The 25,376-nt window shown below is 72.5% G+C and carries 25 protein-coding genes; 13 read left to right on the forward strand and 12 right to left on the reverse strand.

Annotation, left to right across the window (positions count from 1 at the left end; genetic code table 11):
* Window positions 1-21 precede the first annotated feature (21 nt).
* Together CHC11_RS21010 and CHC11_RS21015 are read left to right on the forward strand one after the other, a co-directional pair.
* Complete coding sequence (locus tag CHC11_RS21010) at window positions 22-564, forward strand: methylated-DNA--[protein]-cysteine S-methyltransferase (protein ID WP_089313498.1); 543 nt, start codon at window positions 22-24, stop codon at window positions 562-564.
* Window positions 565-647: 83 nt separating this feature from the next.
* The gene (locus tag CHC11_RS21015; RefSeq protein WP_089313499.1) at window positions 648-1,223 is read left to right on the forward strand and encodes a TetR/AcrR family transcriptional regulator; all 576 of its coding nucleotides are present in this window, start codon (window positions 648-650) and stop codon (window positions 1,221-1,223) included.
* On the opposite strand, the gene CHC11_RS21020 is transcribed toward CHC11_RS21015, so the two are convergent.
* The 6 genes from CHC11_RS21020 to CHC11_RS21035 all read right to left on the reverse strand — a co-directional run bounded on the left by CHC11_RS21020 (window position 1,220) and on the right by CHC11_RS21035 (window position 4,984).
* Window positions 1,220-2,134, reverse strand: a complete 915-nt coding sequence (locus CHC11_RS21020; RefSeq protein WP_089313500.1) for an oxidoreductase — start codon at window positions 2,132-2,134, stop codon at window positions 1,220-1,222. The two genes, CHC11_RS21015 and CHC11_RS21020, sit on opposite strands and share 4 nt — an antisense overlap.
* A gap of 151 nt (window positions 2,135-2,285) precedes the next feature.
* Window positions 2,286-2,774: a glutathione peroxidase gene (locus CHC11_RS21025; protein ID WP_089313501.1), complete on the reverse strand. Its 489-nt coding sequence runs from the start codon at window positions 2,772-2,774 to the stop codon at window positions 2,286-2,288.
* A gap of 114 nt (window positions 2,775-2,888) precedes the next feature.
* Window positions 2,889-3,044 (reverse strand): hypothetical protein, encoded by a 156-nt coding sequence (locus CHC11_RS41450; RefSeq protein WP_179278922.1) that lies wholly within the window; start codon window positions 3,042-3,044, stop codon window positions 2,889-2,891.
* Between the two features lie 171 nt (window positions 3,045-3,215).
* Window positions 3,216-3,374, reverse strand: a complete 159-nt coding sequence (locus tag CHC11_RS41455) for a hypothetical protein (protein ID WP_179278923.1) — start codon at window positions 3,372-3,374, stop codon at window positions 3,216-3,218.
* 85 nt (window positions 3,375-3,459) lie between these two features.
* On the reverse strand, window positions 3,460-3,753 hold the full coding sequence (locus CHC11_RS21030) for a hypothetical protein (RefSeq protein WP_089313502.1): 294 nt from the start codon (window positions 3,751-3,753) through the stop codon (window positions 3,460-3,462).
* 64 nt (window positions 3,754-3,817) lie between these two features.
* Window positions 3,818-4,984, reverse strand: a complete 1,167-nt coding sequence (locus CHC11_RS21035) for an LCP family protein (protein ID WP_089313503.1) — start codon at window positions 4,982-4,984, stop codon at window positions 3,818-3,820.
* A gap of 271 nt (window positions 4,985-5,255) precedes the next feature.
* Between CHC11_RS21035 and CHC11_RS21040 the strand changes: the two genes are divergently transcribed.
* Window positions 5,256-6,152, forward strand: a complete 897-nt coding sequence (locus CHC11_RS21040) for an IS982 family transposase (RefSeq protein ID WP_089313504.1) — start codon at window positions 5,256-5,258, stop codon at window positions 6,150-6,152.
* Between the two features lie 30 nt (window positions 6,153-6,182).
* Here CHC11_RS21040 and CHC11_RS21045 read toward each other — a convergent pair whose 3' ends face one another.
* Window positions 6,183-9,758: an AAA family ATPase gene (locus tag CHC11_RS21045; protein WP_089313505.1), complete on the reverse strand. Its 3,576-nt coding sequence runs from the start codon at window positions 9,756-9,758 to the stop codon at window positions 6,183-6,185.
* A gap of 209 nt (window positions 9,759-9,967) precedes the next feature.
* Here CHC11_RS21045 and CHC11_RS21050 point away from each other — a divergent pair, with 209 nt between their 5' ends.
* Window positions 9,968-10,306 carry an STAS domain-containing protein gene (locus tag CHC11_RS21050; RefSeq protein ID WP_179278924.1) on the forward strand — a complete coding sequence of 113 codons (339 nt, stop codon included), beginning with the start codon at window positions 9,968-9,970 and terminating at the stop codon, window positions 10,304-10,306.
* Window positions 10,307-10,335: 29 nt separating this feature from the next.
* Here the strand turns inward: CHC11_RS21050 and CHC11_RS21055 are convergent, their stop codons facing one another.
* The 5 genes from CHC11_RS21055 to CHC11_RS21075 all read right to left on the reverse strand — a co-directional run bounded on the left by CHC11_RS21055 (window position 10,336) and on the right by CHC11_RS21075 (window position 16,018).
* Window positions 10,336-11,109, reverse strand: coding sequence for an SGNH/GDSL hydrolase family protein (locus CHC11_RS21055; protein ID WP_089313804.1), 774 nt, complete (start codon window positions 11,107-11,109; stop codon window positions 10,336-10,338).
* 115 nt (window positions 11,110-11,224) lie between these two features.
* Window positions 11,225-11,839: a GTP-binding protein gene (locus tag CHC11_RS21060; protein ID WP_089313805.1), complete on the reverse strand. Its 615-nt coding sequence runs from the start codon at window positions 11,837-11,839 to the stop codon at window positions 11,225-11,227.
* A 34-nt stretch (window positions 11,840-11,873) separates the two neighbouring features.
* Window positions 11,874-12,329 (reverse strand): DUF742 domain-containing protein, encoded by a 456-nt coding sequence (locus CHC11_RS21065; protein ID WP_089313507.1) that lies wholly within the window; start codon window positions 12,327-12,329, stop codon window positions 11,874-11,876.
* Window positions 12,330-12,359: 30 nt separating this feature from the next.
* Entirely contained in the window at window positions 12,360-12,806 is a 447-nt protein-coding gene (locus CHC11_RS21070) for a roadblock/LC7 domain-containing protein (protein WP_089313508.1), read from the reverse strand.
* Window positions 12,803-16,018: a sensor histidine kinase gene (locus CHC11_RS21075; RefSeq protein ID WP_179278925.1), complete on the reverse strand. Its 3,216-nt coding sequence runs from the start codon at window positions 16,016-16,018 to the stop codon at window positions 12,803-12,805. Before CHC11_RS21075 ends, CHC11_RS21070 begins: the two co-directional genes overlap by 4 nt.
* Before the next feature lie 736 nt (window positions 16,019-16,754).
* On the opposite strand from CHC11_RS21075, the gene CHC11_RS21080 reads away from it, so the two are divergent.
* The 9 genes from CHC11_RS21080 (at window position 16,755) to CHC11_RS21120 (ending at window position 25,373) form a co-directional block, all read left to right on the forward strand.
* Window positions 16,755-17,735, forward strand: a complete 981-nt coding sequence (locus tag CHC11_RS21080; protein WP_089313509.1) for an ABC transporter substrate-binding protein — start codon at window positions 16,755-16,757, stop codon at window positions 17,733-17,735.
* A 153-nt stretch (window positions 17,736-17,888) separates the two neighbouring features.
* Window positions 17,889-18,566 (forward strand): ABC transporter permease, encoded by a 678-nt coding sequence (locus CHC11_RS21085; RefSeq protein ID WP_245919526.1) that lies wholly within the window; start codon window positions 17,889-17,891, stop codon window positions 18,564-18,566.
* Window positions 18,563-19,411 (forward strand): ABC transporter permease, encoded by an 849-nt coding sequence (locus tag CHC11_RS21090; RefSeq protein ID WP_245919529.1) that lies wholly within the window; start codon window positions 18,563-18,565, stop codon window positions 19,409-19,411. Before CHC11_RS21085 ends, CHC11_RS21090 begins: the two co-directional genes overlap by 4 nt.
* Window positions 19,408-21,012, forward strand: a complete 1,605-nt coding sequence (mdlC, locus tag CHC11_RS21095) for a benzoylformate decarboxylase (RefSeq protein ID WP_089313511.1) — start codon at window positions 19,408-19,410, stop codon at window positions 21,010-21,012. Before CHC11_RS21090 ends, mdlC begins: the two co-directional genes overlap by 4 nt.
* Window positions 21,013-21,017: 5 nt before the next feature.
* The gene (locus CHC11_RS21100; RefSeq protein ID WP_089313807.1) at window positions 21,018-21,854 is read left to right on the forward strand and encodes an ABC transporter ATP-binding protein; all 837 of its coding nucleotides are present in this window, start codon (window positions 21,018-21,020) and stop codon (window positions 21,852-21,854) included.
* A gap of 36 nt (window positions 21,855-21,890) precedes the next feature.
* Entirely contained in the window at window positions 21,891-22,874 is a 984-nt protein-coding gene (locus tag CHC11_RS21105) for an ABC transporter substrate-binding protein (RefSeq protein WP_089313512.1), read from the forward strand.
* The gene (locus tag CHC11_RS21110) at window positions 22,871-23,647 is read left to right on the forward strand and encodes an ABC transporter permease (RefSeq protein WP_089313513.1); all 777 of its coding nucleotides are present in this window, start codon (window positions 22,871-22,873) and stop codon (window positions 23,645-23,647) included. The genes CHC11_RS21105 and CHC11_RS21110 overlap by 4 nt, the downstream gene beginning before the upstream one ends.
* Window positions 23,644-24,504, forward strand: coding sequence for an ABC transporter permease (locus CHC11_RS21115; protein ID WP_245919530.1), 861 nt, complete (start codon window positions 23,644-23,646; stop codon window positions 24,502-24,504). The genes CHC11_RS21110 and CHC11_RS21115 overlap by 4 nt, the downstream gene beginning before the upstream one ends.
* A 68-nt stretch (window positions 24,505-24,572) precedes the next feature.
* A complete protein-coding gene (locus CHC11_RS21120; protein WP_089313514.1) occupies window positions 24,573-25,373 on the forward strand; it encodes an ABC transporter ATP-binding protein in 801 nt (266 codons plus the stop codon).
* The last annotated feature ends 3 nt before the right edge of the window (window positions 25,374-25,376 follow it).

Here is a 25,376-nt window from a genome sequence, read left to right on the forward strand (position 1 = left end):
CCGCGGAAGGAGCGCTGAACGATGACCGAGACCCTGGCGTTCGGCACGGTCGACACCGTGCTCGGCCGCCTGCTCGTCGGCGAGACCGAGACGGGGGTCGTCTCGCTGCACTTCCACGACACCCCGGCCGCGCGCGCCCGCACCGCCAAGGCGGCCGGGCTGCCCGTCGTGGACGCCCCCGCCCGTCTGGCCCCCGCCCTGGCGGCCCTGCGGGACTACTTCACCGGCGACCTGAAGCACTTCGAGCTGCCCATCGACTGGCGGCTCACGTCCGACGTCCAGCGGCAGGTGCTCTCGACGCTGTACGAGACCGTCCCCTACGGACACGTCCTCACCTACGGCGACCTCGGCCAGCGCAGCGGCACAGGCGTCCACGCCCAGGTCATCGGCCAGGTCATGGGCAGCAACCCGATCCCTCTGATCGTCCCCTGCCACCGCGTCGTCGCCTCGAACGGACTCGGCGGCTACAGCGGCGGCTCCGGCGTCGAGGTCAAGCGCTGGCTGCTCACCCTCGAAGGGTCCGTCCCCGCCACCCTGGACTGGGACATCGACCGGGGGCCGTGACGTACCGGCCACGCGCCTGCCGGCCGCGCGCCCTGTCTTCGGCGCGCATACCGGCAGGAGGTCGGCAAACCTAGAATGGGCGGGTGCCGAAGATCAGTGAGGCCACCGTCGCCGAGCACCGCGCGCGCCAGCTGCGGACCCTGCTGGACGCCGCGCGGGACCTGGTCGCGCAGGAGGGCATCGACGCCCTGTCGCTCGCCGCGCTGGCCCGGCGGGTCGGCCTGTCGCGGCCGAGCCTGTACGAGTACTTCCGGTCGAAGGACGACCTGGTCGCGGCCGTCGTCGAGGAGGAACTGCCCCGCTGGGCGGCCGTGGTCGAGGACGCGCTGAGCGGCCCGGCGGACCTGGACGGCAAGGTCGAGGCCTACATCAGGGCCCAGCTGGAGGTCATGACGGACGGGCGCCACGCCGCCGCCGTCGCGCTCGTCGAGCACGCCCTCGCCCAGCCCGCGCTCGACCGGATCCGCACCGGTCACGCGCAGCTGCTGCGCCCGCTCGCCGCGGCACTGGCGGAGGCCGGCGTCCCCGAACCGGCGCTGCGCGCCCGGCTGATCCAGGGGCTGGTCGACGCCGCCGCCGGGCTCGCGCAGCGCGACCCGTCCGGCGCCGAGACCGTCGTGGCCGCCGCGCTCGCCCAGGCGGTCCGCGGGCTACGCTAGGCGGGCGCCTCGGCGTACGTGACTCCCGTGAGGGTCTCGGACACCTCCCAGAGGCGCTCGCCCAGGCCTGGACGGTCCGCCTGCCGGGGCGTGACGACCTTGGCCGGGGAGCCGCGGTACTGGAACAGGCGGGGACCGTAACAGGAGCCGCCCCGCACGTCCGGCGCCGTCGCGGCGTACAGGGACGGGAGCGCGCCCGCGGCGGCGGACTGCGCCACCACCGCGTTGCCCAACCCCGTGGCCTTCTCCATGAGCGTGTTGCCCTGCATGCGCGGCCCCGTCTGCTGCAGGTTCGTCGCGGCGTAGCCGGGATGGGCGGCGACGCTGGTCACCTCGGAGACGCGCCGGTCCAGTTCCTTGGCGAAGACCAGGTTCGCCAGCTTGGCCTGGCCGTAGGCGGTCCACTTGCGGTACCGGCGCTCGCCTTGCAGGTCGTCGAAGTCGATGCGTCCCGTCCAGGCGAAGCCCGAGGTGACGGTGACGACGCGGGCGGACGGGGCGGTGCGCAGCGCGGGCAGCAGGAGGCCGGTGAGCGCGAAGTGGCCGAGGTGGTTGGTGCCGAACTGCATCTCGAAGCCGTCGGCGGTGGTGCGGTGCGGGATCGCCATGACCCCGGCGTTGTTGACCAGGACGTCGAGGGGCGCCTCGCCGTGCCGGGCCGCGAACTCCCGCACGGACGCCAGGTCGGCGAGGTCCAGGGAGTCCAGGACGAGGTCGGCCTGCGGTGCGGCGGCCCTCATCCGCTCCACGGCGGCCCGGCCGCGTTCGGCGCTGCGGCAGGCCAGCACGACGGACGCGCCGTGCCGGGCGAGCTGGAGCGCGGTGTGGTAGCCGATCCCGCTGTTGGCCCCGGTGACGATCGCCCGCCGCCCGTGCAGATCGGGGATGTCGCCGGCCGTCCATCCGCCCATGGGGCACCTCCACGTCATATCGCGAATCCCACAAGTTAGACGCGCCCTCGAATAGGAGGCAACGCCCGCGCGATGTGGCGCGATTCACACCCGGGCGGACGCGCCCCCGTCCGGAGGGCGCGTCCCCCGGCACCGGAGCGCGCGCCGCCGGTCAGGTGGGAAGGTTCTTCTCGATGGCGGTGACGACCTCGGCGGACTCCGGCTCGGCCTGGGGTGCGAAGCGGGCCGCGACGGCGCCGTCCGGGGCGATCAGGAACTTCTCGAAGTTCCACCGGATGTCGCCGGTGTGGCCCTCGGCGTCGGGGACGCCGACGAGCTCCCGGTACAGCGGGTGCCGGCCGTCGCCGTTGACCTCGATCTTCTCGGTCATCGGGAACGTGACCCCGTAGGTCGCCGAGCAGAACTCGGCGATCTCCTCGGAGCTGCCGGGCTCCTGCCCCATGAACTGGTTGCAGGGGACGCCGAGGACGGTGAAGCCCCGTCCGGCGTACGTCTCCTGCAGCCGCTCCAGGCCGGAGTACTGAGGGGTGAGGCCGCACCTGGAGGCCACATTGACGACCAGCACGGCCTTGCCCCGGTACTGCTCGAGGTCCGCGGGCCCGCCGCGCAGGCCCTCGATCTCTACGTCGAAGACAGACATGTGGCCGATCCTAGGAGATCGCTCCGCGGATCGGCCCCGTCCTCGCCGCCGATGCCGCCGGCGGACGGGTGGTTCCCGCCGCCGACCGCTCTCACGCGCCCAGGGCGCCGCCGGTTACTTGCCCAAGGCGTTCACGAAGGCCGCGAGCGAGTTGCCCGCCTCGCCCAGCTGGCCGAAGGCGTTGTTGACCACTCCTGCCGCATCCGTCGGTGAGCTCAGCAAGTAGAAGATGACGAAGGCGATCGCCACATAGCGGAGGTTCTTCTTCATCCGTAACGCCGTCCCTGTTTCGTAGCGCGCGACACAATCGACCCGATCCCATTGTGCCCAGCCGCGTCGGCCCGCAAAGCGCGATTTTACTGTGACGCGCGGGCGACTTCTTGATGGCGTCGCGTTGAGAAGCCCCGTACCGGCGGGGGTACGGGGCCCGGGAGCCGTCGGTCAGTTCGGGATGGCGCTCATGAACTGCGACAACGACTCGGCCGCGTTGCCGAGCCCGCTCAGGGCGCCGTTGACGAGATGCGCCGCCCCCTCGGGCCTGCTGATGACGTACCACGCCGTGAAGGCGATGGCGGCGATCTTCATGTGCTTCTTGTTCACTTCAACCACCCTCTGCGGTCGATCACTTACTCTCAGTGATTCCCCAGGGTGGCCGAAGAGAGATCAAGTGGGGACAAAGAGCAGGTCAGGTCCCCTTGGCGTGCCGGTGGAGATAGTCGATGTAGAAGGGCCGGAGGGCGTCGGCCATCTCGCCCTCCCCCGCGTGCGTGAACTCCTCCAGCAGCGACAGGCCGTGGAGGAGGTCGAACTCGGCGCGGTCGACCTCCCCCGTGGCCGCCGCGGCGGCCGGGATCGCGCGCAGGAGGTCCCACAGGAAGCCGACGTCGCGCCGCTCCCTGGCGAGACCCATCGCCCGCTCGTACAGCTCCTTGGACGTCAGCTCGTCCAGGTTCCCGCCGTCCGGCGTCTGTTCGGACATGGCCCGACTCTATTCGAGCGTCCGGCCCGTCACCTCGCGCCGGGCGGGGCTCCGGGCCGGTCCGTCACTTCGTGATGACGTTCGAGGGGATCTCCTGGTCCTGCTTCAGCGCGCCGAAGAGCGTGGACGCCTTGGACCTGTCCCAGGTGATGTAGGACCCGGCGGAGGCCGAGCTTCCGGCGCCCCCGATCGGGACCGTGGTCGTGACGCCGTTCCCGCCGCTGACGCCCTTCATCGCCCACATCATGCGGACCAGGTCGTACAGGTGGTCGCCGTCGTCCACCAGGAAGTTGCTGGTGGCGTTCATGGCCAGCGGGATTCCGCGGAACGGGTTGAGCATCGTGCCCGGGCTCGTGGCCTTCTTCATCAGCGCGCCGAAGAACTGCCGCTGGTGCTCCACGCGTTCGAGGTCGGCGCGGGCGTAGGCGCGGGTCCGGACGTAGCCGAGCGCCTGGCCGCCGTCCAGTGTCTGGCATCCGGCCTTGAGGTTCAGCCCCGCCTTGCGGTCCTTGATGTTCTGCTTGACGCAGATGTCGACGCCGCCGACGGCGTCCACCACGCCCACGAAGCCGCCGAAGCCGATCTCGGCGTAGTGGTCGATGCGGAGCCCGGTGGCCTTCTCCACGGTCTGCACGAGCAGCTTGGGCCCGCCGAAGGCGAAGGCCGCGTTCAGCTTGTTCGAGCCGTGCCCGGGGATCGGGAGGTAGGAGTCGCGCGGCAGGCTGATGAGGGACGTCCCCCCGGAGCCGTAGTGCAGCAGCATCATCGAGTCGGTGCGGCGCCCGGAGGCGAACCCGGTCGCGAGGCGCTTCTGGTCGTCCTTCGACAGGCCCTCGCGGCTGTCGGACCCGACGACCAGCCAGTTCGTCCCCGGGGTGTCGGCGACCCTGCCCGCGTAGTCGACGAGGACCGACTCGCGCTTCAGCCGGGAGTCCAGGAAGAAGTAGCCGCCGACCACGACCACCAGGAGCACGGCGACGAGGGCGCCGAGCACCCGCGGCCAGCGCCGCCGGCGCCGCCGCCGGTAGGGCGCCCCGCCGGGGGGGCCGCCCTGGTCGACCCGTCCCCCGGCGAGCTGGTCTCCGGCGTACGGGTCGTCGTCGTACGGGCCCCCGTAGGTGTCCCGCCCGTAGGCGGCGTGGTGGTGCTCCGCGCGTGCGGAGTTCTCCCTGCTGCGCCCCACGCGGTCGCCCTCCTTGCGTGTCCGGCCCTGCGGCCAGCCGTCGGTCATGCCGTAGACCCTAGACAACCCGGGCGTGCCGCGCGTCCGTCCGGCGCATGATTGTCCACACCAACAAATCACCGCGCTCTGTGAGAAAAGAAGCGGACACCGTCCCCCTGAAGGCGCACACTGCCCCTGGCCGGTAGTACGCGCGGAGGGCGGCGCATGGGTGCACGACGGCTTTCTTCCTGGCGTTCCAGCCGCCTAGACGAGTGATTCCTAATGATCACGATGTGGTCGACCCGTCCCGGCATGCGAAGAGGGTGTCCAAGATCAATGTGTGAAGACCGACCTGGACACCCTCGTGATCGCACTGTACGTCAAGATCGACGACGACGCCGCCGGAACCCTCCGGCTGCCCGGACGCCCGCCCCGGCTCAGCCATGCCGAGCTGATCTGCCTGGCGGTGATGCAGGCCATGCTCGGCCACACCTCCGAAGCCCGCTGGCTGCGGCACGTGCGCACCCACCTGGGGCACCTGTTTCCCTTCGTGCCGCAGCAGCCCGGCTACAACAAGCGGCTGCGGGCCGCGCTGCCGCAGATCAAACGCACCATCCGCACGCTGGCGGTCGACACCGACCTGTGGCACGACAGCGTGTGGATCACCGACTCCACCCCCGTGGAATGCGGACGCTCCCGGCCCACCGTGCAGCGTTCGGACCTGGCCGGGTGGGCCGGCTACGGCTACTGCCGCTCCCACTCCCGATACTTCTGGGGGCTGCGGCTGTATCTGATCTGCACCCCGGCTGGGCTGCCCATCACCTGGGCCCTGGCCCACCCGAAGCTGGACGAGCGTGAGGTGGTGACCGCGATGCTCGACGTCGAGCCCGGCCTGGCGGCCGACCGGCCGGGGCTGCTGCTGATCGCCGACAAGGGCTTCAAAGCCCGCTGGTTCGAAGACGACCTGGCCCGCCGCGGCATCGAGCTGCTGCGCCCCTCGATGCGCAACGAGCCCGACCGGCCCGGTGAACGTCTACTCAAGCCGGTCCGCCAGTTCATCGAGTCGGTCAACGACACCCTCAAAGGCCAGCTCGACCTGGAACGACACGGCGGACGCACCATCGAGGGCGTGTCGGTCCGCGTCGCCCAGCGCATCCTGGCCATGGCCGCCGCGATCTGGCACAACCACCGCACCGGCCAGCCCATCACCCGATCATTGACCGCCTACGACCATTAAGAATCACTCGTCTAGGCCGGGGGCGCCCCGCTAGATGTAGAGGCCGTAGCCTCCCTCCTCCTCGCGGGGCGGGGCCTCGGGCAGGTCCTCGGGGCGCAGCAGCGCGACCTCGGCCGGGTCGATCTCGCCGGCCGCCGCGTCCTCCTTGGCGGTGATGCGCTGGGCCTGCCGGGAGATCGCCGCCTCCAGCAGGTTGCGGGCGAGCCGGGCGTTGCCGAACGAGGTGCCGCGCGGCTGGGCCGCGACAAGGCGGCGCAGGTCCTCCAGGATGCCGGGGGCGAGCGCGAACCCGTCCTCCGCCGCCATGAACTCGAAGATCGTGACGAGCTCGTCGTCGGAGTAGTCGGGGAACCGCAGCCGCTTCGGGAACCGCGACTTCAGCCCCGGGTTGGCGTCCAGGAAGCGCTCCATTTCGGCGTCGTAGCCGGCGACGATGACCACCAGGTCGCCGCGGTGCTCCTCCATCAGCCGCAGCAGCTCGGCGATCGCCTCGTGGCCGAAGTCGCGCCGGTCGCCGCCGCCGGACGCCAGCGTGTACGCCTCGTCCACGAACAGCACGCCGCCGAGGGCGCGGCCGACCGCGTCCCGGACGCGCGGCGCGGTCTGCCCGATGAACTCGGCGACCAGGTCGGCGCGGGTGACCTCCACCAGGTGCCCGGACGACAGCAGGCCGAGCCGGGCGAACACGGCGGCGACCAGCCGCGCGATCGTCGTCTTGGCCGTGCCCGGGTTGCCGGCGAACACCATGTGCCGCGCCGGGGGCGCCGGGGACACCTTGGCGTCGCGCCGCAGCTGCTCGGCGCGGACCTCGGCGACCAGCGCGGCCATCTCCCGCTTGATGTCGGCGAGGCCGATCAGCCGTTCGACCTCCGCAAGCGGGTCGCCGGGGACGTCGTCGCGGCCGCGGGTGAGGGTCTCGGGGACGTCCTCGGGCAGGATCACGTCGAGGGACTCGTCCTCGTCGACGATCCCGTCGGCCAGGACGCGGCGCCCCTGCATCGCCACGGCCCGTTCGAGCAGGTTCGTCATGATGCGGACGTTGCCGACCCCGCGCTCGCGCGGCGCCGCCTCGACGAGCGCGCGCACCTTGTCCAGGACGCCGGGGGCCAGCTCGAACCCCGAGTCGGCGGCCTTGGCGGTGAACACCTCCACCAGCTCCTCGTCGGTGAGGTCGGGGAAGCGGAGCGTGCGGGGGAAGGCGGCGGCGAGGTCGGGGTGGGCCTTCAGCAGCCCGTTCATCTCCGCCGCCGGACCGGTCAGCACCACGACGAGGTCCTCGGTGTGCGCCTGGACGCTCGTCAGCAGCACGTCCAGCACCTCGCGGCCGCGCGCCGCGTCGGCCGCCGCCGACACCAGGGCGTGCGCGTCGCGGACGACCAGGACGCCGCCGTGGGCCTGCTCCACCGCCCGGCGGACGCGCAGGACGCTCTCGCTGGCGTACTCGCCGAGCAGGTCGGCGCGCTCCACCTCGACGACGTGGCCGGACGACAGCACGCCGAGGTCGGCGTAGATCCGGCCGAGGATCCGCGCGACCTTGCCCTTGCCGGTGCCGGTGTTGCCGGTGAAGACCAGGTGCCGCAGCCGGCTCCGCGCCGTCATGCCCGCCTCGCGGCGCAGCCGGGCGGCCTTGGCCTCGGCGATCAGCGCTTCGACCTCCCGCTTGACGGGCTCGATGCCGACGCAGGCGGCCAGCTCGGCGAGCGGGTCGGACTCGGCGGGACGGCCGGCGATGAGCCGCTGCGGCAGGTCCGCGGCGGTGACCTCCAGGGGTTCGGCGTCCGTCCCGTCCTCCCGGGCCCGCCGGTCCGCGGCGGCGACGGCCTGGGCCGCCATGTGCTCCACCAGCCGGGCGCCGCGCAGGTTCAGCATGGGCGGGGTGCGGCGGAGCATGGCGCCGGCGTCCGCGGCGACCTGCGCCCCGGCGCGCGCGCCGCGCCGCGCGACGGCCAGGGTGAACAGCTCGGCGAAGTCGTCCTCGGCGAAGTCGCGGGTGCGGGCGACGTCGAACGCCCGGACCAGCGCGGGGTTGGCGTCGAAGAGCCGCCGGTCGCCGCCGGGGCGGCACAGGGCGACGACGTTGAGGGACGGCGAACGCGCCATGAGCCGCCGCAGCTCCTCGGCGGCGGCGGCGCCGCACCGCTCGTGCGCGGCGAGCTTCTCCAGGTCGTCCACGACCAGGAGCATGCGGCCCTCCAGGCAGTCGCGGACGCGGGCCTGCAGCCACAGGACGGCGTCGCTCACGCCGAGCGAGGCGAAGACCTGGTCGGAGATCCACAGCGCCTCGCGGACGGCGCCGCCCTCGCCGAGCGCGCCCTCGACGATCTCGGCGGCGGTGCCCTTGCCGGTGCCCTCCGGGCCGGCGACGAGCAGCCGGACCGGCCGCTGCCCGGCCAGCCGCGCCGCCACCGCGTCCTGCAGCGCCCGTGACAGCTCCGGCTGCCCGACCAGCGGGGGCCCGCTCTCCTCACCGGGCTCGGCCCGCTCGGCGGCCGTCCGCGGGCCGTCCTCGCCGGAACCGAACTTCAGGGTGTTGAAGACCCGGCGGACGGTGAACAGCCGCCGCAGGTCGGCCTGGAAGGGGCGCACCGGCACCCGGCAGCGCGGGCTGGCCGGCGCCTCCGGCAGGCCCTGCACCGCGCCGGTGAACCGCACCGCCATGTCGAGCCAGGCGCGGGCCGCGTCCGCCTCGCCCGCGACCAGCCCGCGCGCCAGCCACGCCCGCACGTCGAGCTGCCACGCCTCGGCGGCGAAGCCCTCCCGCGCGGCACGGAACCGCTCCTCCACGTTCTCGTAGCGGGCGGTGCCCAGCACGACCGCCAGTTCGGCCGGGACGACCGCGGCGTCCGCCGCCAGCAGCAGCCGCGCCAGCGCCGCGTCGGGCTCGCCCGAGTCGGCGACGGACCCGGCCAGCCCCTCGTGCGCGGCGTCCAGCCCCTCGCACACCCAGCCCAGGTAGCCCACCGGCCCGGCCAGTTCGGGCAGGACGGCCAGCTCCTCCTCGGTCAGGCCGGACACCCAGAGGTCCTCCAGGCGCCGGTTGGGGACGGTCATGTCCGCCTCGCGCAGCGCCGGGTCGGCGGCGCGCCGGTCGAACAGGTCCATCAGCGCCCGCCGGCGCCGCTCCAGCGGCTCCAGGCCCTCGAAGACGTCCAGCCCGGCGCGCGCCAGCTCGAACATCACCGCGCGCCGCTCCCGGTCGTCCCCGGCCGGCTCGGGCAGCCACAGGCCCGGCGGGCGCCAGCGCCCGCCCTGGGTGAACCACGCCACCGGGTCACGCACGGCCGACTCGGGGGTCGCCAGGAACGCCGACAGCAGCTCGTAGTCCACGTCGCCGCGCGACCCGCCGCGCACCGCCGACGCTCCCAGCAGGAACGTCAGCAGCGACCACTGCTCGGCCCCCGCCGCGCTGGTGTCGCTCCCGTAGAAGTCGCTGAGCTGCCGCGTCAGCACGATGGCGCGCTGGTCGGTGTTGTAGGCGACGGCGCGCTCGCGCATCTCCTCGTACAGACCGTCTGGCACGCGCCAGGGACCGTAGGCGTACACGTCGAGGACCGGCTCCTCAGTGAGCAGCACTTCGAGATGGTCCGGCAGCCGGGGGGAACTCACCTGGGGTCGTCTCCTACGCAGCGGATCGTCGAGGCAATCACATCCGACAAGCACCTTACGGCGCGTCACGATCACGCACACCCCTGTTGCGGCGGGTTGGCAGGCGGCCCGGCGTCCGCGATAGTTGTCAGGCGGAAACTATTCGTCGGACGATTCCGGCAAAAGCAACAAGCAACACAAGAGGGGAACCCCCCGTGTCACCTTTGGAAGTGACCACACGGCCCGACGGCGGACGCGCCGTCCTCAGGCTGTGCGGAGAACTCGACGTCGCGGGCTCGGAGGAGCTGCGCGTGCACCTGAACGAGGCGCGCCGCGAGCACGGCGACCACCTCGTGCTGGACCTCACCGGCCTCGAGTTCATGGACTCGGGCGGCCTGTCGGTCATCGTCGCCTGCTACAAGGCCGCCACCGCGGCGGGCGGCAGCCTCGTCCTCGCCGGCCCCCGGCCCATCGTCCGCCGCGCCCTGGAGATCACGGGGCTGCACCGGCGCATCCCCGTCAAGCGGACCCTGCAGGAGGCGCTGGCGACCGAGCCCGAACGCGCCTAGGACGGGCGCGGCCAGGGCGCGCGCCCGCCCTACAGCGGGAGGGGGGTGGGGCGCTTGGGGCCGCGTCCGTCGCCGGAGGAGCGGCCCGTGGCCCGGCGGCCGATCCACGGCAGGAGGTAGGCCCGGGCCCAGTGGACGTCCTCGCGCCTCATCGTGAGCCAGTCGGCACGGTCCAGGGGCGGCCAGGGCTCGCGCCAGTCGCCCTCGACCGGGATGCCGACCGCCCCGGCGACGTAGAGCGCCATGCGCCGGTGCCCCTCGGGCGACAGGTGCAGGCGGTCCTCGTACCAGGCGCGCGGGTCGTGGAAGACGCGCAGCGGCCACAGGTCCACCACCGAGCAGTCGCGGTGGTCGGCGATCGCGCGCAGGTGCATGTTGTAGGTGGCGGCCTTGCCCCGGATGCGGCCGCCGGTGCGCAGCCCGCGCGGATCGAACCCGGTGAAGACCACGACGCGGGAGCCGGTGGCGCGCAGCCGCCGGACCGCGTCGTCGAACAGGACCGCGGCCGCGTCGGGGTCCGCGCCGGGACGGATCATGTCGTTGCCGCCCGCGCACAGCGTGACCAGGTCGGGCGAGAGGCCGACGGCGATCGGCACCTGCTCGTCCACGATCTGCCGCACGAGCTTCCCGCGGACGGCGAGGTTGGCGTAGCGCAGGCCCGGGTTCAGCACGGCGATGTGCTCGGCGAGCCGGTCCGCCCAGCCCCGGAAGACCTCGGTCTCGCCGGGGTACGGGTCGTTCATGCCCTCGGTGAAGCTGTCGCCGATGGCCACGAACGTTCCGATCGTCTCCACTTCGCCCATCGCAACCCCCCGCGCGGATTCATGCTCGATCACGACGAACAATCATGCATCGTGCACACGACCTACGCGACCGTAGCCGGTGGCCGGACCGCGCCGCGCCCCCGCGCGCGGCGGGCTAGGTCCAGCTCGGGGACGTGGACCCGAGCTGCCCGCCGGGCGCGCCCGGCGCGGGGGCGGTGGCGTGCGCTCCGGTGGCGTGCACCGTCATCGCGTGCCTGACCAGCGTGATCAGCACCTGCTTGGTGGACTCGCGGCTCCGCGCGTCGCACTGCACGATCGGCACGTGCGCGCTGATCGACAGGGCGTCGCGGATGTCCTCCACGGCGTACTGGAACTCCCCGTGGAACCCGTTGACGCCCACCACGAACGGCAGGCCGAGCTCCTCGAAGTAGTCCACCGCGGCGAAGCAGTCCTCCAGCCGGCGGGTGTCGACCAGCACGACGGCGCCGATCGCGCCGCGGACCAGGTCGTCCCACATGAACCAGAAGCGGTGCTGCCCGGGCGTGCCGAACAGGTAGAGGATCAGCTCGCTGTCCAGCGACACGCGGCCGAAGTCCATCGCGACCGTGGTGGTCGTCTTGTCCGGGACGGCCGACAGGTCGTCCACGTCGGCGCTGGCCGCGGTCATCACCGCCTCGGTGGTGAGCGGCATGATCTCCGAGACGGAGCCGACGAAGGTGGTCTTGCCGACGCCGAAGCCGCCACCGACGACGATCTTGACCGAGGTCAGCTCGGTCTCCCCGCCGTGCGGCCCCGGGACCTGGTCAGAGCTTCCGAAGGCCACTGAGCACCCTTTCTAGCAAGCGGAGGTCCGGCTGTCCGCCGGCGGTAGTAGCGGACTGCGACTGGTGCAGCCGCAGCAGTCCCTCGACGGCCATGTCGGCCACGAGCACCCGCGCGACCCCGAGCGGCAGGCGCAGCAGCGCGGACACCTCGGCGACCGAGCGGGCCGACCGGCACAGGTCCATGATCGCCCGGTACTCCGGGGTCAGCACGGCCACGTCCCGCGGCGGGTAGGGCGCCGCGGTGACCAGGGCCTCGATGGCCAGGTCGTAGCGCGGCCTGGTGCGCCCGCCGGTGACCGCGTACGGGCGCACGAGCGAACTGCCGTCGTTGTCGTCCCGCTCGGGGGGCCGGCCCTGCACGGGGACCCGTCCCTGGTCACCCGGCCAGCGGCCGCCGCCTCCGGGACCGCCCCCGAAGGGACTGCCTCGATCCATGTCGCCGACCTCCGTCAGAGTCAGTCACGGTCAATAGCGGGCGGGCCCGGCGCCCATCTCGGTCACGGAAGGCCCCGAGTACGGCGGCTGCTCCTGGGCCCGCAGGGCGGGAGTCAGCACCCGTCCCACCCGTTCCACCAGGAGCGTCATCTCGTAGGCCACCAGCCCGAGATCGCAGTCGGGTGCCGCAAGCACCGCGAACACCGACCCGTTCGTGATGGACATGACGAACAGCAGCCCGCGGTCCATCTCCACGACGGTCTGGTTCACCCCGCCGGCGTCGAAGATCTTCGCCGCGCCCTGGGTCAGGCTCATCAGCCCCGAGGCGATCGCCGAGAGCTGGTCCGCCCGCTCGGGCGGGAAGCCCGACGAGTAGGCCATCGGCAATCCGTCCGAGGAGACCACGACGGCGTGCGCGACCTTCGCGACACGGTCCGCGAAGTTCGTCACCAACCAGTTGAGATCCTGCCCGCTCACCGGGTGCCTCCTGTCTCGCCGTCACCCTGTGACGGCACCTCACCTGATGTGCCTGTGCCGCGAGCCTCATGGCGTCCCCGGTGGACGCCGCGCTGCAGGCTCGCGAAGCGGTTGCGTACGTCGTCGGCCGACTGGCCGTGGCCCTGCGCCTGCTGTCCCTGCGGCTGCTGGCCGATGACCGGCAGGCCCTGCGTCGGCGCCTGCGGCCCCTGGCCGGCTCCGCCGGGCGCCGGGCGGCCCTGCGGCGGGCCCGCCGGCGCCTGGGGCGCGTCCTGCGCCCCGCGGCCGACCGCCCCGGGGATGCGGTTCTTGCCGGGCACACGCTTGGGCAGTCCGACGCCGGTGCGGCTCGTCGCCACCGGCTCGCGGGCCGCCTCGGCGGCGCGGAAGCCCGCGTCCGCCGGGGACTCCCAGCCCTTGGACGGGACCTCGCCGGACGCGCCGCCCGACCTGTGCATGAACCACTCCGACTGCATCGCGTCGAAGATGGGCGAGCGCTCCGGCACCCGCGGCGGGGCCTTCGGCTCCGGCTGTGCGGCCGCCGCGGCCCGCACGGCCTGCGGCTCGGGGACGGGGCCCTCCGGTACGCGGGGAGCGGACCTGGGCGAAACGTCTTCGGCGTAGGGGGCCGGCGCCTGGCCGGGGTTCGGGCCGACCTGCTCCAGCGGCCCGGTCTCCCACGGGATGTGCCGCGCGCCGCCGGGCTCGGGCACCAGCGGCTGCGCCTCCGGGACGACCGACTGCGGCCCGGTCCGGCCGCCCGGCCGGTAGGCGCCGTTGGTGCCGGCGTCCTCCACCTCCTGCGGACGCTCGCTGCGCGGCTGGAAGAGCCCGTTCGAGGAGCCTCCGTCGGAAGGGCGGTTCTGCAGATGCGTGCCCGGCTCCCGGACCGGCAGCTCGCCCGGCCTGCGCGGCGGCTGCCGCTCACCGGTCCCGTAGGGGTCGTGCGCGGGAGTGCGCCGGTCCCGCGGGGGGCGTCGCTCTGCGGGCGGGACCGCGGGCTGCGCACCGGTGCCGTAGGGGTCGTGCGCGCCCGGGGCCGGGATCGGCCCGGTCTCGGCGATGCTCGGCTGCGGGCCGGTGGCGCCGCGGATGGGACGCAGCGGCCCGGTGCCGCCGACCATGGGGTGCGCGCCCGTGCCGCCCGTCATGGAATGCGGTCCGGTGCCGCCGCCCATGGTGGGGGCGGGGCCGTAGTCGTCCTGCCGGAATCCGCCCGCGGGCGGCTCGGCCGCGGTGGTGGTGAGGGCGGCGAGCTGGCCGTGGGAGCCGGCCTCGCGCGGGGCGAGGCCGGGGCGGGTGCCGATGCCGCCGGACTCGCCCGGCGTGACCACCGCGTCCGGCAGCACCACGAACGCGGTGAGACCGCCGCCCTGGGCGGCCCGCAGCTCGACGCGGATCCCGTGCCGGACGGCCAGGCGGCCGACCACGAACAGGCCCATGCGGCGGGCCGCGGAGAAGTCGATGACGGGCGGGTTCGCCAGCCGCCAGTTGGCCTGCTCCAGCTCCTCGGGCGACATGCCGACGCCGTTGTCGGTGATCTGCAGCATGCAGCCGCCGCCGCTCAGCATCTGCCCCGAAACCGTCACCTTGGTGTTCTCCGAGGAGAACACGGTGGCGTTCTCCACCAGCTCGGCCAGCAGGTGGACGAGGTCGTTGACGACCGGGCCGACGACCGTCATGTCGCCCTGAACCCGCAGCGCGACGCGCTCGTACTGCTCGACCTCGGACAGCGACGCGCGGACGACGTCGATCAGCGGGACGGGCTGGTTCCACCGGCGCACCTGCTCCTGGCCGCCGAGGACGAGGAGGTTCTCGCAGTTGCGACGCATGCGGGTGGCCAGGTGGTCCAGCCGGAACAGGTTGCCGAGCTGCTCCTCGTCGCGCTCGCTCTGCTCCAGTTCCTCGATGAGCCGCAGCTGCCGCTCGATCAGGGACTGGCTGCGGCGGGAGAGGTTGACGAACATCGCGTTGATGTTGCCGCGCAGCACGGCCTCGTCGGCGGCCAGCCGGACCGCCTCGCGGTGGACCTCGTCGAACGCCCGCGCGACCTGGCCGATCTCGTCGGTGGAGTCGATCTCGATCGGCTTGACCTCGATGCCGCCCGCGGCGGCCTCGGGGTCGCGCAGCCGGTCGACCAGGCCGGGCAGCCGCGCGTTGGCCACGTCCAGCGCGCCGGACTGGAGCCGGCGCAGCGGCCGCACCAGCGAGCGGGCCATCACGATCGTGATCAGCAGGACGATGAGCAGCAGGATCGCGACCACCACGGAGTTGATGACGGCCTGGGTCCGGGCGTCATCGCCGCTCTGGCTGCTCTGCGCCTCGATCTGGTCGGCCAGGTACTTCTCCACCGCGCGCATCTGGTCGATCATGGCGGTCATCGAGGAGCGGATCACCTTGGCCGACCCGGCCGTGCCCAGTTGGAGGGGCAGCCGGCCCCCGGTCGCGGCCGCCGCCTGGATCACCCGCTGCCGCAGGTCCCGCGCCTGGTCGATCCTCGTGCCGACGACGGTGTCCTCGAACCGCTGGATCTGCTCCAGGGAGGCCGAGCCGCGGAAGGCGGCCAGCTCACTGTCCTCCTGGGAGCGCGCCGCGGTGAGCGCGTTCAGCTCCTGGGAGTCGAGCCGCCGCTCCCGCGCGCCGATGAGGATCAGGGCCCGCTGCCGGGAGACCGCCTCCTTGGCGCGGGCGAGGGCGCCGAGCGCACGGCTTGACTCCGCGAGCGTGTCGTCGGCCACGTTCTGCGAGATGCCGTCCAGGACGTTGATCAGCTCCTGGGCGGAGTCGGTGTACTTCTGCAGCACGATGAAGGCCGGGACCTTGGTGCCGACCACCAGGGAGCGCAGGGCCTTGACCCCGTCGACACGGCTTCTGACCGTGGTGGCGTCGCGGACCGCCTCGGTGCCGTAGGAGCCGTCGATGGGGCCGCTCAACGCCCGGACCTTGGCGACCAGGGCGTCGGTCCTGCGCTGCTGAGCCTCCAGGGGCTGCTGCAGCGCGGCGGGCCGGCCGGCCGCGATGTACTCGATCGCCTCGTCCCGCTCCGCGGAGAACTCCTGGACGAACTCGGTGATCCCCTGCCCCAGCTCCGCCATCCGCTCGACGCGCCCGTAGGTCTCCGCATCGCTGACCGAGCCGGAGATGCGCAGTCCGGAGAGCACGACGGCGGCGACCGTCGGGACCAGGATCAGCACGATGAGCCGCTGCGGCACACGCCAGTTCCGCAGGCTCAGCCTGCCCGACCGTCTCGAATGGTCCGACCGCACCTCGACGTCACCAGGCCGAGGATGGTCGCGACCCTCGTCGCTTGGTTGCATCCGCCGTTTACACCCTCTCCCTCACAATGCCGCACTCTCCGTGACGTCGCCGCCGCGAAGGGTTAATACAACATCGTCTCCGCCTCCGGCGCACGACATTGCAGCACATCCATGGATAGGCCGCAAAGGACCATAGGCGAGTCGATAACTATCAACGACTCGATCATGACTTTATGCCTATATGTCCGATTCCGTGAGCATGCGGGGTCACGCTGCGCACAGGGACGCTTCGTGATCAACCGATCGCGAAAAGTGACGCCACCTGCTCGCCTCCGCCGGACCTCGGCGGAGGCGCGGTTCCGGGCGGGACGCCGAACCCCCGTCCGCTCACTCTACGAATATGCTCGGCCATGGATCGTCACCGGAACCCCCGGGAAGCCTTTATCCAGCGCATTATCCGAAGGGCCGGGCAGGCCCCCCGGCGATTAGCCGCCAACCTCCCAAGGACACAAGAGAGTCACACAATTCCTCCTGAATCGACTCTCCCCGGGCGGTCCGCGATACGCTCCCGGCGCACGTGATCTTCGGGCACGGCGGGTGCCGTGGCTACAGTCGTTCCCCCTGGCTCGCATGCCTTGGTCGGCCCAAGCCCTGCCGAAGCAGCTTCCCCCTTCGAGTTAAGGAGTGCCCAATGCGGCAATCCCTACGTGTTTCAGCGCTGGTCAGCGCGCTCACCCTGGTCGCCTCGCTCGTGACGGGCTGTGGCGGAGACGACTCCTCCGGCGGCGGCAAGGGCCTGGAGAAGGACTCCATCAAGGTGGCCTCGCTGCCGCTCGTGGACGGCGCCGCCCTCCACATCGCCCAGAAGGCGAAGCTGTTCAAGGCCGAGGGGCTGGATGTCAAGATCGTGCCCGTCCAGCAGAGCATCAAGGCGCTGCCCGCCCTCAAGGCCGGTGACGTGGACGTCATCGCCGGCGCGAACTACGTGTCCTTCATGCAGGCCAACGAGCAGGGAGCGCTGAAGCTCAGCATCCTGGCCGAGGGGGCCCAGCTCACCTCGAACATGATGAACGTGCTCGTGATGCCCGACTCCAAGCTCAAGTCCGCCAAGGACCTGGAGGGCAAGAAGGTCGCGGTCAACATCCTGAACAACATCCAGTCGCTGACGCTGGACGCCATTCTCAAGGCCAACAACGTCGACCCGAAGAAGGTCGAGTACGTCCAGGTGCCGTTCCCGCAGATGGCGACCGCCCTCCAGAAGAAGCAGGTCGACGCCATTCACACCGTCGAGCCGTTCCTGTCCGACAGCGAGAAGAAGCTCGGCGCCCGGGTCCTCGTGGACGGCGGCAGCGAGCCGGTGACCAGCCTCCCCATCAGCGGTTACGTGACCACGCAGGAGTTCACGCAGAAGAACCCGAAGACGGCCGCGGCCTTCCAGCGCGCCATCATCAAGGCGCAGAAGCTGGCCTCCCAGGACCGCAAGAAGGTCGAGGAGGTCCTGCCGAGCTACGCCAAGATCGACCCGCAGGTCGCCTCGGTCATCACGCTGCCGGGCTACCCCACCTCGCTGAGCACCACCCGCATGCAGCGGATCGCCGAGCTGATGCAGACCTCCGGCCTGCTCAAGCAGAAGCCGGACCTGAAGTCGATCCTCTTCCAGCCGACGTCGTGACCCGGGGACACTGATCACCTCATGGCACACGAGCCCACGCCGCCCCGCGGCCTCTCGCGCCCAGGAGTCTGGGCGCGGGGGGCCGCCGGGGTGGCGGTCCTCTTCCTGGCGAGCGAGCTGCTGGGTCGCGCAGGCATTGTGGACCGTTCCTTTTTGCCCCCCGCCTCCAGCATCACCGCCCGCGCGTTCGAACTCGCGGGTGACACCGAGTTCCTGTTCAACGTCCGTGTGACCCTCACCGCGTGGGCGCTCGGCCTGCTGATCGCCTGCGCGGTCGCGATCCCGCTCGGGCTGCTGCTGGGCAGCGTCCCCGCGGTGAACACCGCGGTCCGCGCGATCGTGGAGTTCCTGCGCCCGATCCCGTCGGTGGCCCTCATCCCGCTCGCCGCGCTGGTCCTCGGGTCCGGGCTGGAGATGGAGGTGCCACTGATCGTCTACGCGTGCAGCTGGCCCATCCTGTTCAACACCGTCTACGGGCTGGACGACGTCGACCCGACGGCCAAGGAGACCCTGCGCAGCTTCGGCTTCAGCCGGTTCCAGGTGCTGCTGCGCGTCTCGCTGCCGAGCGCCGCGCCGTTCATCGCGACCGGCGTGCGGCTCGCCGCGTCCATCGCGCTCATCCTGGCCGTCGGCACCGAGATCCTCTCCGGCTTCGGCGACGGTCTCGGCATGTTCATCGCCCAGGCCGGCAACGTCCCGGACGGGACCACCGACGTCCTCGCCGGGACGGTGTGGGCCGGCTGCCTCGGCCTCGTCATCGACACCGTGCTCGGAAAGGGCGAGGACCGCGCGTTCCGCTGGCACAAGGCCCAGAGGAGTGGTGCATCGTGACCGCGGCGACCCTCGGCGCGCCCCGCGCCCGCACCCGCGGCGCGGCCGCCCGCATCACCGGCGGAGTGCTGCACCGGCTGCTCCCGCTGGTCCTGCTCGTCGCGGCCTGGGAGGCGGCGACGCGGGCCGCCGACAGCGCGTTCTTCCCCCCGCCCTCGCGGATCGTCCGGCGGATGCGGGAGCTGTGGCTGTCCGGCCCGGCCGACCACCTGTACCTCACCCCCGAGGCGGGCGACTCCATCGCGCCCAGCCTCGGCCGGATGTTCCTGGCACTGGCGCTGTCGATCGTGGTCGGGGTCGTCCTCGGCATCGCGCTCGGCCGCTCCCAGCGGGTGCTGGCCTACCTGCAGCCGCTGCTGCAGTTCGCCCGGGTGATCCCGCCGCCGACCCTGGTGCCGGTCTTCATCGTGCTCTTCCAGCTCGGCACGCAGATGCAGGTCGCATCGATCATCTTCAGCGCCATCTGGCCCATCCTGCTCAACACCGCGGACGGCGCGCGCAGCGTCGACAGCGTCCAGATGGACACGGCCCAGGCGTTCCGGCTCTCCGCGCTCGACCGGATCCGGTTCGTCATCGTGCCCTCCGCCCTGCCGAAGATCTTCGCGGGACTGCGGCTCGCCCTGTCCCTGTCGCTGATCCTCATGGTCTTCTCCGAGCTGCTGCCCGGCACCTCCGACGGGCTCGGCTTCATGCTGACCAACGCCCAGAGCCAGTCCGACCTCGGCACCCTGTGGTCGGTGATCGTGCTCCTCGGCGTCCTCGGCTACCTGTTCAACTCGATCCTCCTCGTGGTGGAGCGGCGCGTCCTCGCCCGGCACCGCGGGGCCCGAAAGGCCAACGCATGACCACCCAGCTCACCGTCCGGGAAGCGTTCTTCGACTTCTGCCGCAGCGTGGGGATGACCACCGTCTTCGGCAACCCCGGATCGACCGAGTTGCGGATGTTCCGCGACTTCCCGGACGACTTCCGGTACGTCCTGGCCCTGCAGGAGACCGTCGCCGTCGCGGCGGCCGCCGGCCACGCCCTCGGCACCGGCGGGGCGACGCTGGTGAGCCTGCACTCGGCGGGCGGCGTCGGGCACTCCCTCGGCGCGGTCTTCAACGCCTACCGCGACCGGGTCCCCGTCGTGATCATCGCGGGCCAGCAGTCCCGCGCGATGCTGCCGACCCACCCGTTCCTCGGCGCCGACGAGCCCGCCCAGTTCCCCCGCCCGTACGTCAAGTGGAGCAGGCAGCCCGAGCGCGCGGAGGACGTGCCGGCCGCGCTCGCCGAGGCCTACCGGGTGGCCATGACGCCGCCGCGCGGCCCGGTGTTCCTGTCGGTGCCCGAGGACGACTGGGACCGGCCCTCCGAGCCCGTCCCGCACCGCGAGATCCGCACCGACTTCACCGCGTCCCCCGCCGCGCTGCGGGAGGTGGCCGCGGCGCTGGACGGGGCCGCGAACCCGGTCATCATCGTGGGCGCCGGGGTGGAGGACGAGGGCGCGCTGCCCGGCGTGGTCGAGCTCGCCGAGCGGACCGGCGCGCCGGTCTGGATCAGCCCGCTGTCGGGCCGCTCCGGGTTCCCCGAGGACCACGCGCTGTTCCGCGGCTTCCTGCCGCCCGTGCGCGACCAGCTGTCGGCCCGGCTCGAAGGGCACGACGTCATCCTCGCCCTGGGCACGCCGATCTTCACCTACCACGTGCACTCCGAGGGGCGGGTCATCCCCGAGGGCGCGCGGCTGTTCCACTTCGACTGCGACCCGGCGACGACCGCGTGGGCGCCGGTCGGCACCAGCGTGCTCACCACGATCGACGCGGGCGTGGCCGGGCTGCTGGAGCTCGTCGCCAAGGCCGACCGGCCGCACCCCGAGCCGCGGGAGAGGCTCGCCAGACCGCAGGCCACCGACCCGATCGATCCCGCGCTGGTCGTCGAGACGCTCCGCGAGCGGATGCCCGAGGACGCCGTCATCGTCGAGGAGTGCCCGAGCCACCGGGACCTGTTCCACGCGCGGTTGCCCATCACGCGGTCCGGGGGCTTCCTGACCACCGGCAGCGGCGCGCTCGGCTGGGGCCTGCCCGTCGCGGTCGGGCGGGCCATCGCCGGGTCCGGCGAGCGCATCGTCTGCGTCATCGGCGACGGCTCGACCATGTACTCGGTGCAGAGCCTCTGGACGGCCGCGCAGCACCGTGTCCCGATGACCGTCCTCGTGCTCAACAACCACGGGTACGGCGCCGTCAAGGCGCTCGGCCGCCGGATCGAGCTGGAGACCGTCCCCGGCACCGACATCCACGGCATCGACTTCGTGGCGCTCGCCCGGAGCCTCGGCTGCGACGGCAGGACGGTGACCCGCGCCGCGGACCTGGACGCCGCCATGGCCGAGGGGCTCGCGCACGACGGCCCGTTCGTCGTCGACGTGCGGGTCGCGCCCGACGACTCCGCCGCCTACACGCCCGAAGCGAGGTGAGCGGCATGCTGGAGGTCACCGGACTCGGCCACGCCTACGGCGGGCACCGCGTGCTGAAGGGCATGGACCTGCGGGTCGGCGAGGGCGAACTCGTCACCATCGTCGGGCCGTCGGGGTGCGGGAAGTCCACGCTGCTGCGCTGCCTCGCCGGGCTGATGGCGCCGAGCGAGGGGAAGGTCGTGCTGAACGGCGCCCCCGTCGCCGGCGTCCCCGACGACCTCGCCGTGGTCTTCCAGGACTACAGCCGCTCGCTGATGCCGTGGCTCACGGTGCGCGACAACGTCGGGCTGCCGCTGCGGCGCCGCGGCCTCGGCCGGTCCGAGCGGCGCGCCAGGGCCGCCGAGGCGCTGGAGTCGGTCGGCCTGAAGGACGCGGCGGGCAAGTACCCGTGGCAGCTCTCGGGCGGGATGCAGCAGCGCGTGTCGATCGCCAGGGCGCTGGCCTACCGGCCGACCCTGATGCTGATGGACGAGCCGTTCGGCTCCGTCGACGCCCAGACCCGCGAGGACCTGGAGGACCTGGTGCTCCAGGTCCACCGGAGCCAGGGCGTGACGATCCTGCTCGTCACCCACGACATCGACGAGAGCGTCTACCTCGGCGACCGGGTCGTGGTGCTCGCCCGCGACCCGGGCCGGATCCGCGCCGAACTGCCCGTCACGCTGCCCGCGGACCGCGACCAGATCGGCACGCGGTCCGACCCGGAGTTCGTCCGGCTGCGCGCCGAGGTGGGCCGGCTGGTCCGCGGCGTCGCCGGCGGCAAGGCGGCGGACGAGCCCGGGGCGGCGGACGCGACGGCGGGGGCGGGGACCCATTCCGGGGCGCGGGGAACTGTGAAAGGTTAAGCCTTCAACGACCCCCCGGCGCATGGAGCATCGCTCATGTCTGCTTCCCGTCCCCGAGCGGCCCTCGCGGGTGTGCTCGGCATCGCGCTCGCGTTCGGCGCCGCCTGCGGCGGCTCCGGCGGCAAGAAGTCGGCCAACGGCCTTGAGCAGTCCGAGGTGAGGCTCGGCACCATGACGGTCGCCGACACCGCGCCCGTCCAGATAGCCCTGTCCAAGGGACTGTTCAAGGCCGAGGGCCTCACCGTGAGGACCCAGGTCATCCAGGGCGGTGCGGCCGGCGTCCCGCTGCTGAAGAGCGGCCGTCTCGACTTCAGCTTCGGCAACTACGTCTCGCTGCTCACCGCCGGGACCAAGGACCCCGGTTTCAAGCCGAGAATCGTCGCGGACGGGTTCCGGAGCGCGCCGAAGACCCACACGCTGATGGTGCGCGGCGACTCCCCCTACCGGACGGTCAAGGACCTGGCGGGACGGAAGATCGGCGTCAACACCAAGCGGAACGTCAGCACGATGTTGGTCCGCGCCGCCGCCCGCCCCCAGGGCGTGACCTTCGACGAGGACAGGAACTTCGTGGAGATCGCACCGCCCGCCATGGAGCAGGCGCTGAAGTCCAGGAGCGTGGACGCCGTCCAGGCGATCGAGCCGTTCGGCACCCAGATGCAGAAGTCGATGGGCGCCCGCATGGTCGCCGACCTTTCCGCCGGCGAGGCCGACGGGCTGCCGATCGCCGGCTACGCCGCCACCGACAAGTTCGTGAAGGAGAACCCGAAGACGGTCGCCGCCTTCCGGCGGGCGCTCCAGAAGGCGCAGGGGATGGCCGCGGGCGACCGCGGGCTGGTGCAGGGCATCCTGCCGACCTACGCCAAGGGCATCGACGCCGCGGTCGCCGCCGGGATGAGTTACGGGACCTACCCGACGTCGATCGACGCCGCCGCGCTGCAGCGCGTGGCCGACCTCATGCAGCGGTTCGGGTACGTGGACGAGAAGATCGACGTCACGTCGTTCGTCGCGCCGGCCCCATGACCCGGCGCCGCGTCCTTCTCGGCGCCGCCGGGGCGGCCGGCGCGGCCGCCGCCGTCGAGCTTCTGAGCCGCGGCGGCCTCGTCGACGCGAGCGCGCTCCCCCCGGCGTCCACCATCGGGCGCGAGGCCGGGAGGCTGGCGGTCGACCGGGAGTTCCTCGTGGACGTCGCGGCCACGCTCAGGGCCTGGTTCGGGGGGCTCGCGCTGGCGGTGCTCGCGGCGGTGCCGCTCGGGGTCCTGCTCGGCTCGGTGCCGTTCCTCGGCACCGCCGCGCGCGCCCTGGTCGAACTGCTGCGCCCCGTCCCGTCGGTCGCGCTGATCCCGCTCGCCATCATCCTGTTCGCGGACCCGACGCGGATGGAGATGTCGCTGGTCTTCTACGCGTGCCTGTGGCCGATCCTCATCAACACCCTGTACGCGCTCCGCGACGTCGACCCGCTGGCCAAGGACACCCTCCGCGCCTTCGGGTTCGGCCCGCTGTCGGTGCTGTGGCGGGTGTCGCTGCCGAGCGCCGCCCCGTTCATCGCGACCGGCGTCCGGATCGCCGCCTCCGTCGGACTCATCGTCGTGATCAGCACCGAGCTGTTCGCCGGCGGGGTCGACGGCGTCGGCATCTACCTCGGCGACACCCAGTCCGGCGGCGGACGCACCGACCTGCTGCTGGCCGGGGCCTGCTGGGCCGGCGTGCTCGGCCTCGTGGCCAACACCGGGCTGCGGCGGCTGGAACGGCTCGCGTTCCGCTGGCACGGCGCCCAGGTGGAGGGGGTCGCGTGAAGGCCGGGACGGGGCCGGCGGCGGACGCGGCCGTCCTCCCGCGCGGAGCGGGTGCGAGGACCGCGGGCGCGGTGCGCGGGTTCGCCGAGCGCGCCTGGCTGGTCGCGCTCGTCGCGGTGCTGTGGGAACTGGTCACCAGGGCGGTGGACGAGACCTACTTCCCGCCGCCCACGACGATCCTGGCGTCGCTGCACGAGCTGTGGTTCGCCGGCCCCGCGTCCCACCTGTTCCTCACCGGAAAGGCCCTCGACGACTTCTCCGCCAGCCTCACCCACCTGTTCGCCGGGTGGGCCGCCGCGGGGGCCGCCGGCGTCGTGCTCGGGGCGGCGATCGGACGCTCGCAGACCCTGTCCGACCTGCTGAACCCGGTGCTGGAGTTCCTGCGGGCGGTGCCGCCGCCGACGCTGGTGCCGTTCTTCATCATGGTGTTCCAGCTCGGCGCGACCATGCAGATCGTGACGATCGCGTTCGGGGTCGTCTGGCCGGTGCTGCTCAACGCGTCCGACGGCGTCCGCGCCGTGGACCCGCTGCACCTGGACACGGCGCGGGTGTTCGGCGTCGGCCCCCTCCGCAGGCTGGTGACCGTCATCCTTCCGGCGGCCGCGCCGAAGATCTTCGCCGGGCTGCGCGTCGCGCTGTCGTTCGCGCTGATCCTGATGGTGCTGTCGGAGCTGTTCGGCAGCACCGCGGGCATCGGCTCGGAGCTGATCGGCGCGCAGCGCTCCTTCGAGCTGCCGCGGATGTGGGCGGGGATCGTGATGCTGGGGATCCTCGGCTTCCTCTTCAACACCGTGTTCCAGCTCCTGGAACGGCGGCTCCTGGCCTGGCACGCCGGAGCGCGGCGGCTCCAGAACTGACGACGACCCCTACCGATGAGAATCCGACCGACGACACCCATGACGCACACACAGAAAAGGCGGCCGCGATGCTGGAGATAACCGGCCTCACCCATTCCTACGCCGACGGTCACCTGGCCCTCGACGGCCTGGACCTGCGCGTCCCGGACGGCGAGCTGGTCAGCATCGTGGGCCCGTCCGGCTGCGGCAAGTCCACCCTGCTGCGGTGCATCGCCGGGCTGATCCGCCCGACCGGCGGGACCCTGACGCTGCACGGGTCCCCGATCGACGGGGTCCCGGGCGACCTCGCCGTGGTGTTCCAGGACTACAGCCGCTCACTGTTCCCCTGGCTGACCGTCCGCGACAACGTGGCGCTCCCGCTCCGCCGGCGCGGGAAGTCGCGCCAGGAGCGGCGCGCGGCGGCGCAGGAGGCGCTGGAGTCGGTGGGGCTGCCGGACGCGGGCCGCAAGTACCCCTGGCAGCTGTCCGGCGGCATGCAGCAGCGCGTGTCGATCGCGCGGGCGCTGGCCTACCGCCCCTCGCTGATGCTGATGGACGAGCCGTTCGGCTCCGTCGACGCGCAGACGCGGGAGGACCTGGAGGACCTCGTCCTGCAGGTCCACCGGACGCAGAAGATGACGATCCTGCTGGTCACCCACGACATCGACGAGAGCGTCTACGTCGGCGACCGGGTCGTCGTGCTGAACCGGTCCCCCGCCCGGGTGCACGCAGACCTGCCGGTGGACCTGCCGGCCGCCCGCGACCAGATCGAGACCCGGGGCCTTCCGGAGTTCGTCCGGCTCCGGGCCGAGGTGGGACGGCTCGTCCGGGGCGGCGCCAAGGTGCCGGGCGCGGCGCCCGCGGCCTCGGGCGCCGCGCTCGACAAGTAGGGG

The sequence above is a fragment of the Actinomadura mexicana genome (genome assembly GCF_900188105.1).
Taxonomy (GTDB): domain Bacteria; phylum Actinomycetota; class Actinomycetes; order Streptosporangiales; family Streptosporangiaceae; genus Spirillospora; species Spirillospora mexicana.

Excerpts from the sequence above, each read along its gene's own strand:
- mdlC (WP_089313511.1), top strand. The coding sequence starts at position 19,408 with ATGACCACCCAGCTCACCGTCCGGGAAGCGTTCTTCGACTTCTGCCGC.
- CHC11_RS21100 (WP_089313807.1), top strand. The coding sequence starts at position 21,018 with ATGCTGGAGGTCACCGGACTCGGCCACGCCTACGGCGGGCACCGCGTG.
- CHC11_RS21080 (WP_089313509.1), top strand. The coding sequence starts at position 16,755 with ATGCGGCAATCCCTACGTGTTTCAGCGCTGGTCAGCGCGCTCACCCTG.
- CHC11_RS21025 (WP_089313501.1), bottom strand. The coding sequence starts at position 2,774 with ATGTCTGTCTTCGACGTAGAGATCGAGGGCCTGCGCGGCGGGCCCGCG.
- CHC11_RS21120 (WP_089313514.1), top strand. The coding sequence starts at position 24,573 with ATGCTGGAGATAACCGGCCTCACCCATTCCTACGCCGACGGTCACCTG.
- CHC11_RS21055 (WP_089313804.1), bottom strand. The coding sequence starts at position 11,109 with ATGGGCGAAGTGGAGACGATCGGAACGTTCGTGGCCATCGGCGACAGC.
- CHC11_RS21030 (WP_089313502.1), bottom strand. The coding sequence starts at position 3,753 with ATGTCCGAACAGACGCCGGACGGCGGGAACCTGGACGAGCTGACGTCC.
- CHC11_RS21065 (WP_089313507.1), bottom strand. The coding sequence starts at position 12,329 with ATGGATCGAGGCAGTCCCTTCGGGGGCGGTCCCGGAGGCGGCGGCCGC.
- CHC11_RS21020 (WP_089313500.1), bottom strand. The coding sequence starts at position 2,134 with ATGGGCGGATGGACGGCCGGCGACATCCCCGATCTGCACGGGCGGCGG.
- CHC11_RS21010 (WP_089313498.1), top strand. The coding sequence starts at position 22 with ATGACCGAGACCCTGGCGTTCGGCACGGTCGACACCGTGCTCGGCCGC.
- CHC11_RS41450 (WP_179278922.1), bottom strand. The coding sequence starts at position 3,044 with ATGAAGAAGAACCTCCGCTATGTGGCGATCGCCTTCGTCATCTTCTAC.
- CHC11_RS21035 (WP_089313503.1), bottom strand. The coding sequence starts at position 4,984 with ATGACCGACGGCTGGCCGCAGGGCCGGACACGCAAGGAGGGCGACCGC.
- CHC11_RS21110 (WP_089313513.1), top strand. The coding sequence starts at position 22,871 with ATGACCCGGCGCCGCGTCCTTCTCGGCGCCGCCGGGGCGGCCGGCGCG.
- CHC11_RS21105 (WP_089313512.1), top strand. The coding sequence starts at position 21,891 with ATGTCTGCTTCCCGTCCCCGAGCGGCCCTCGCGGGTGTGCTCGGCATC.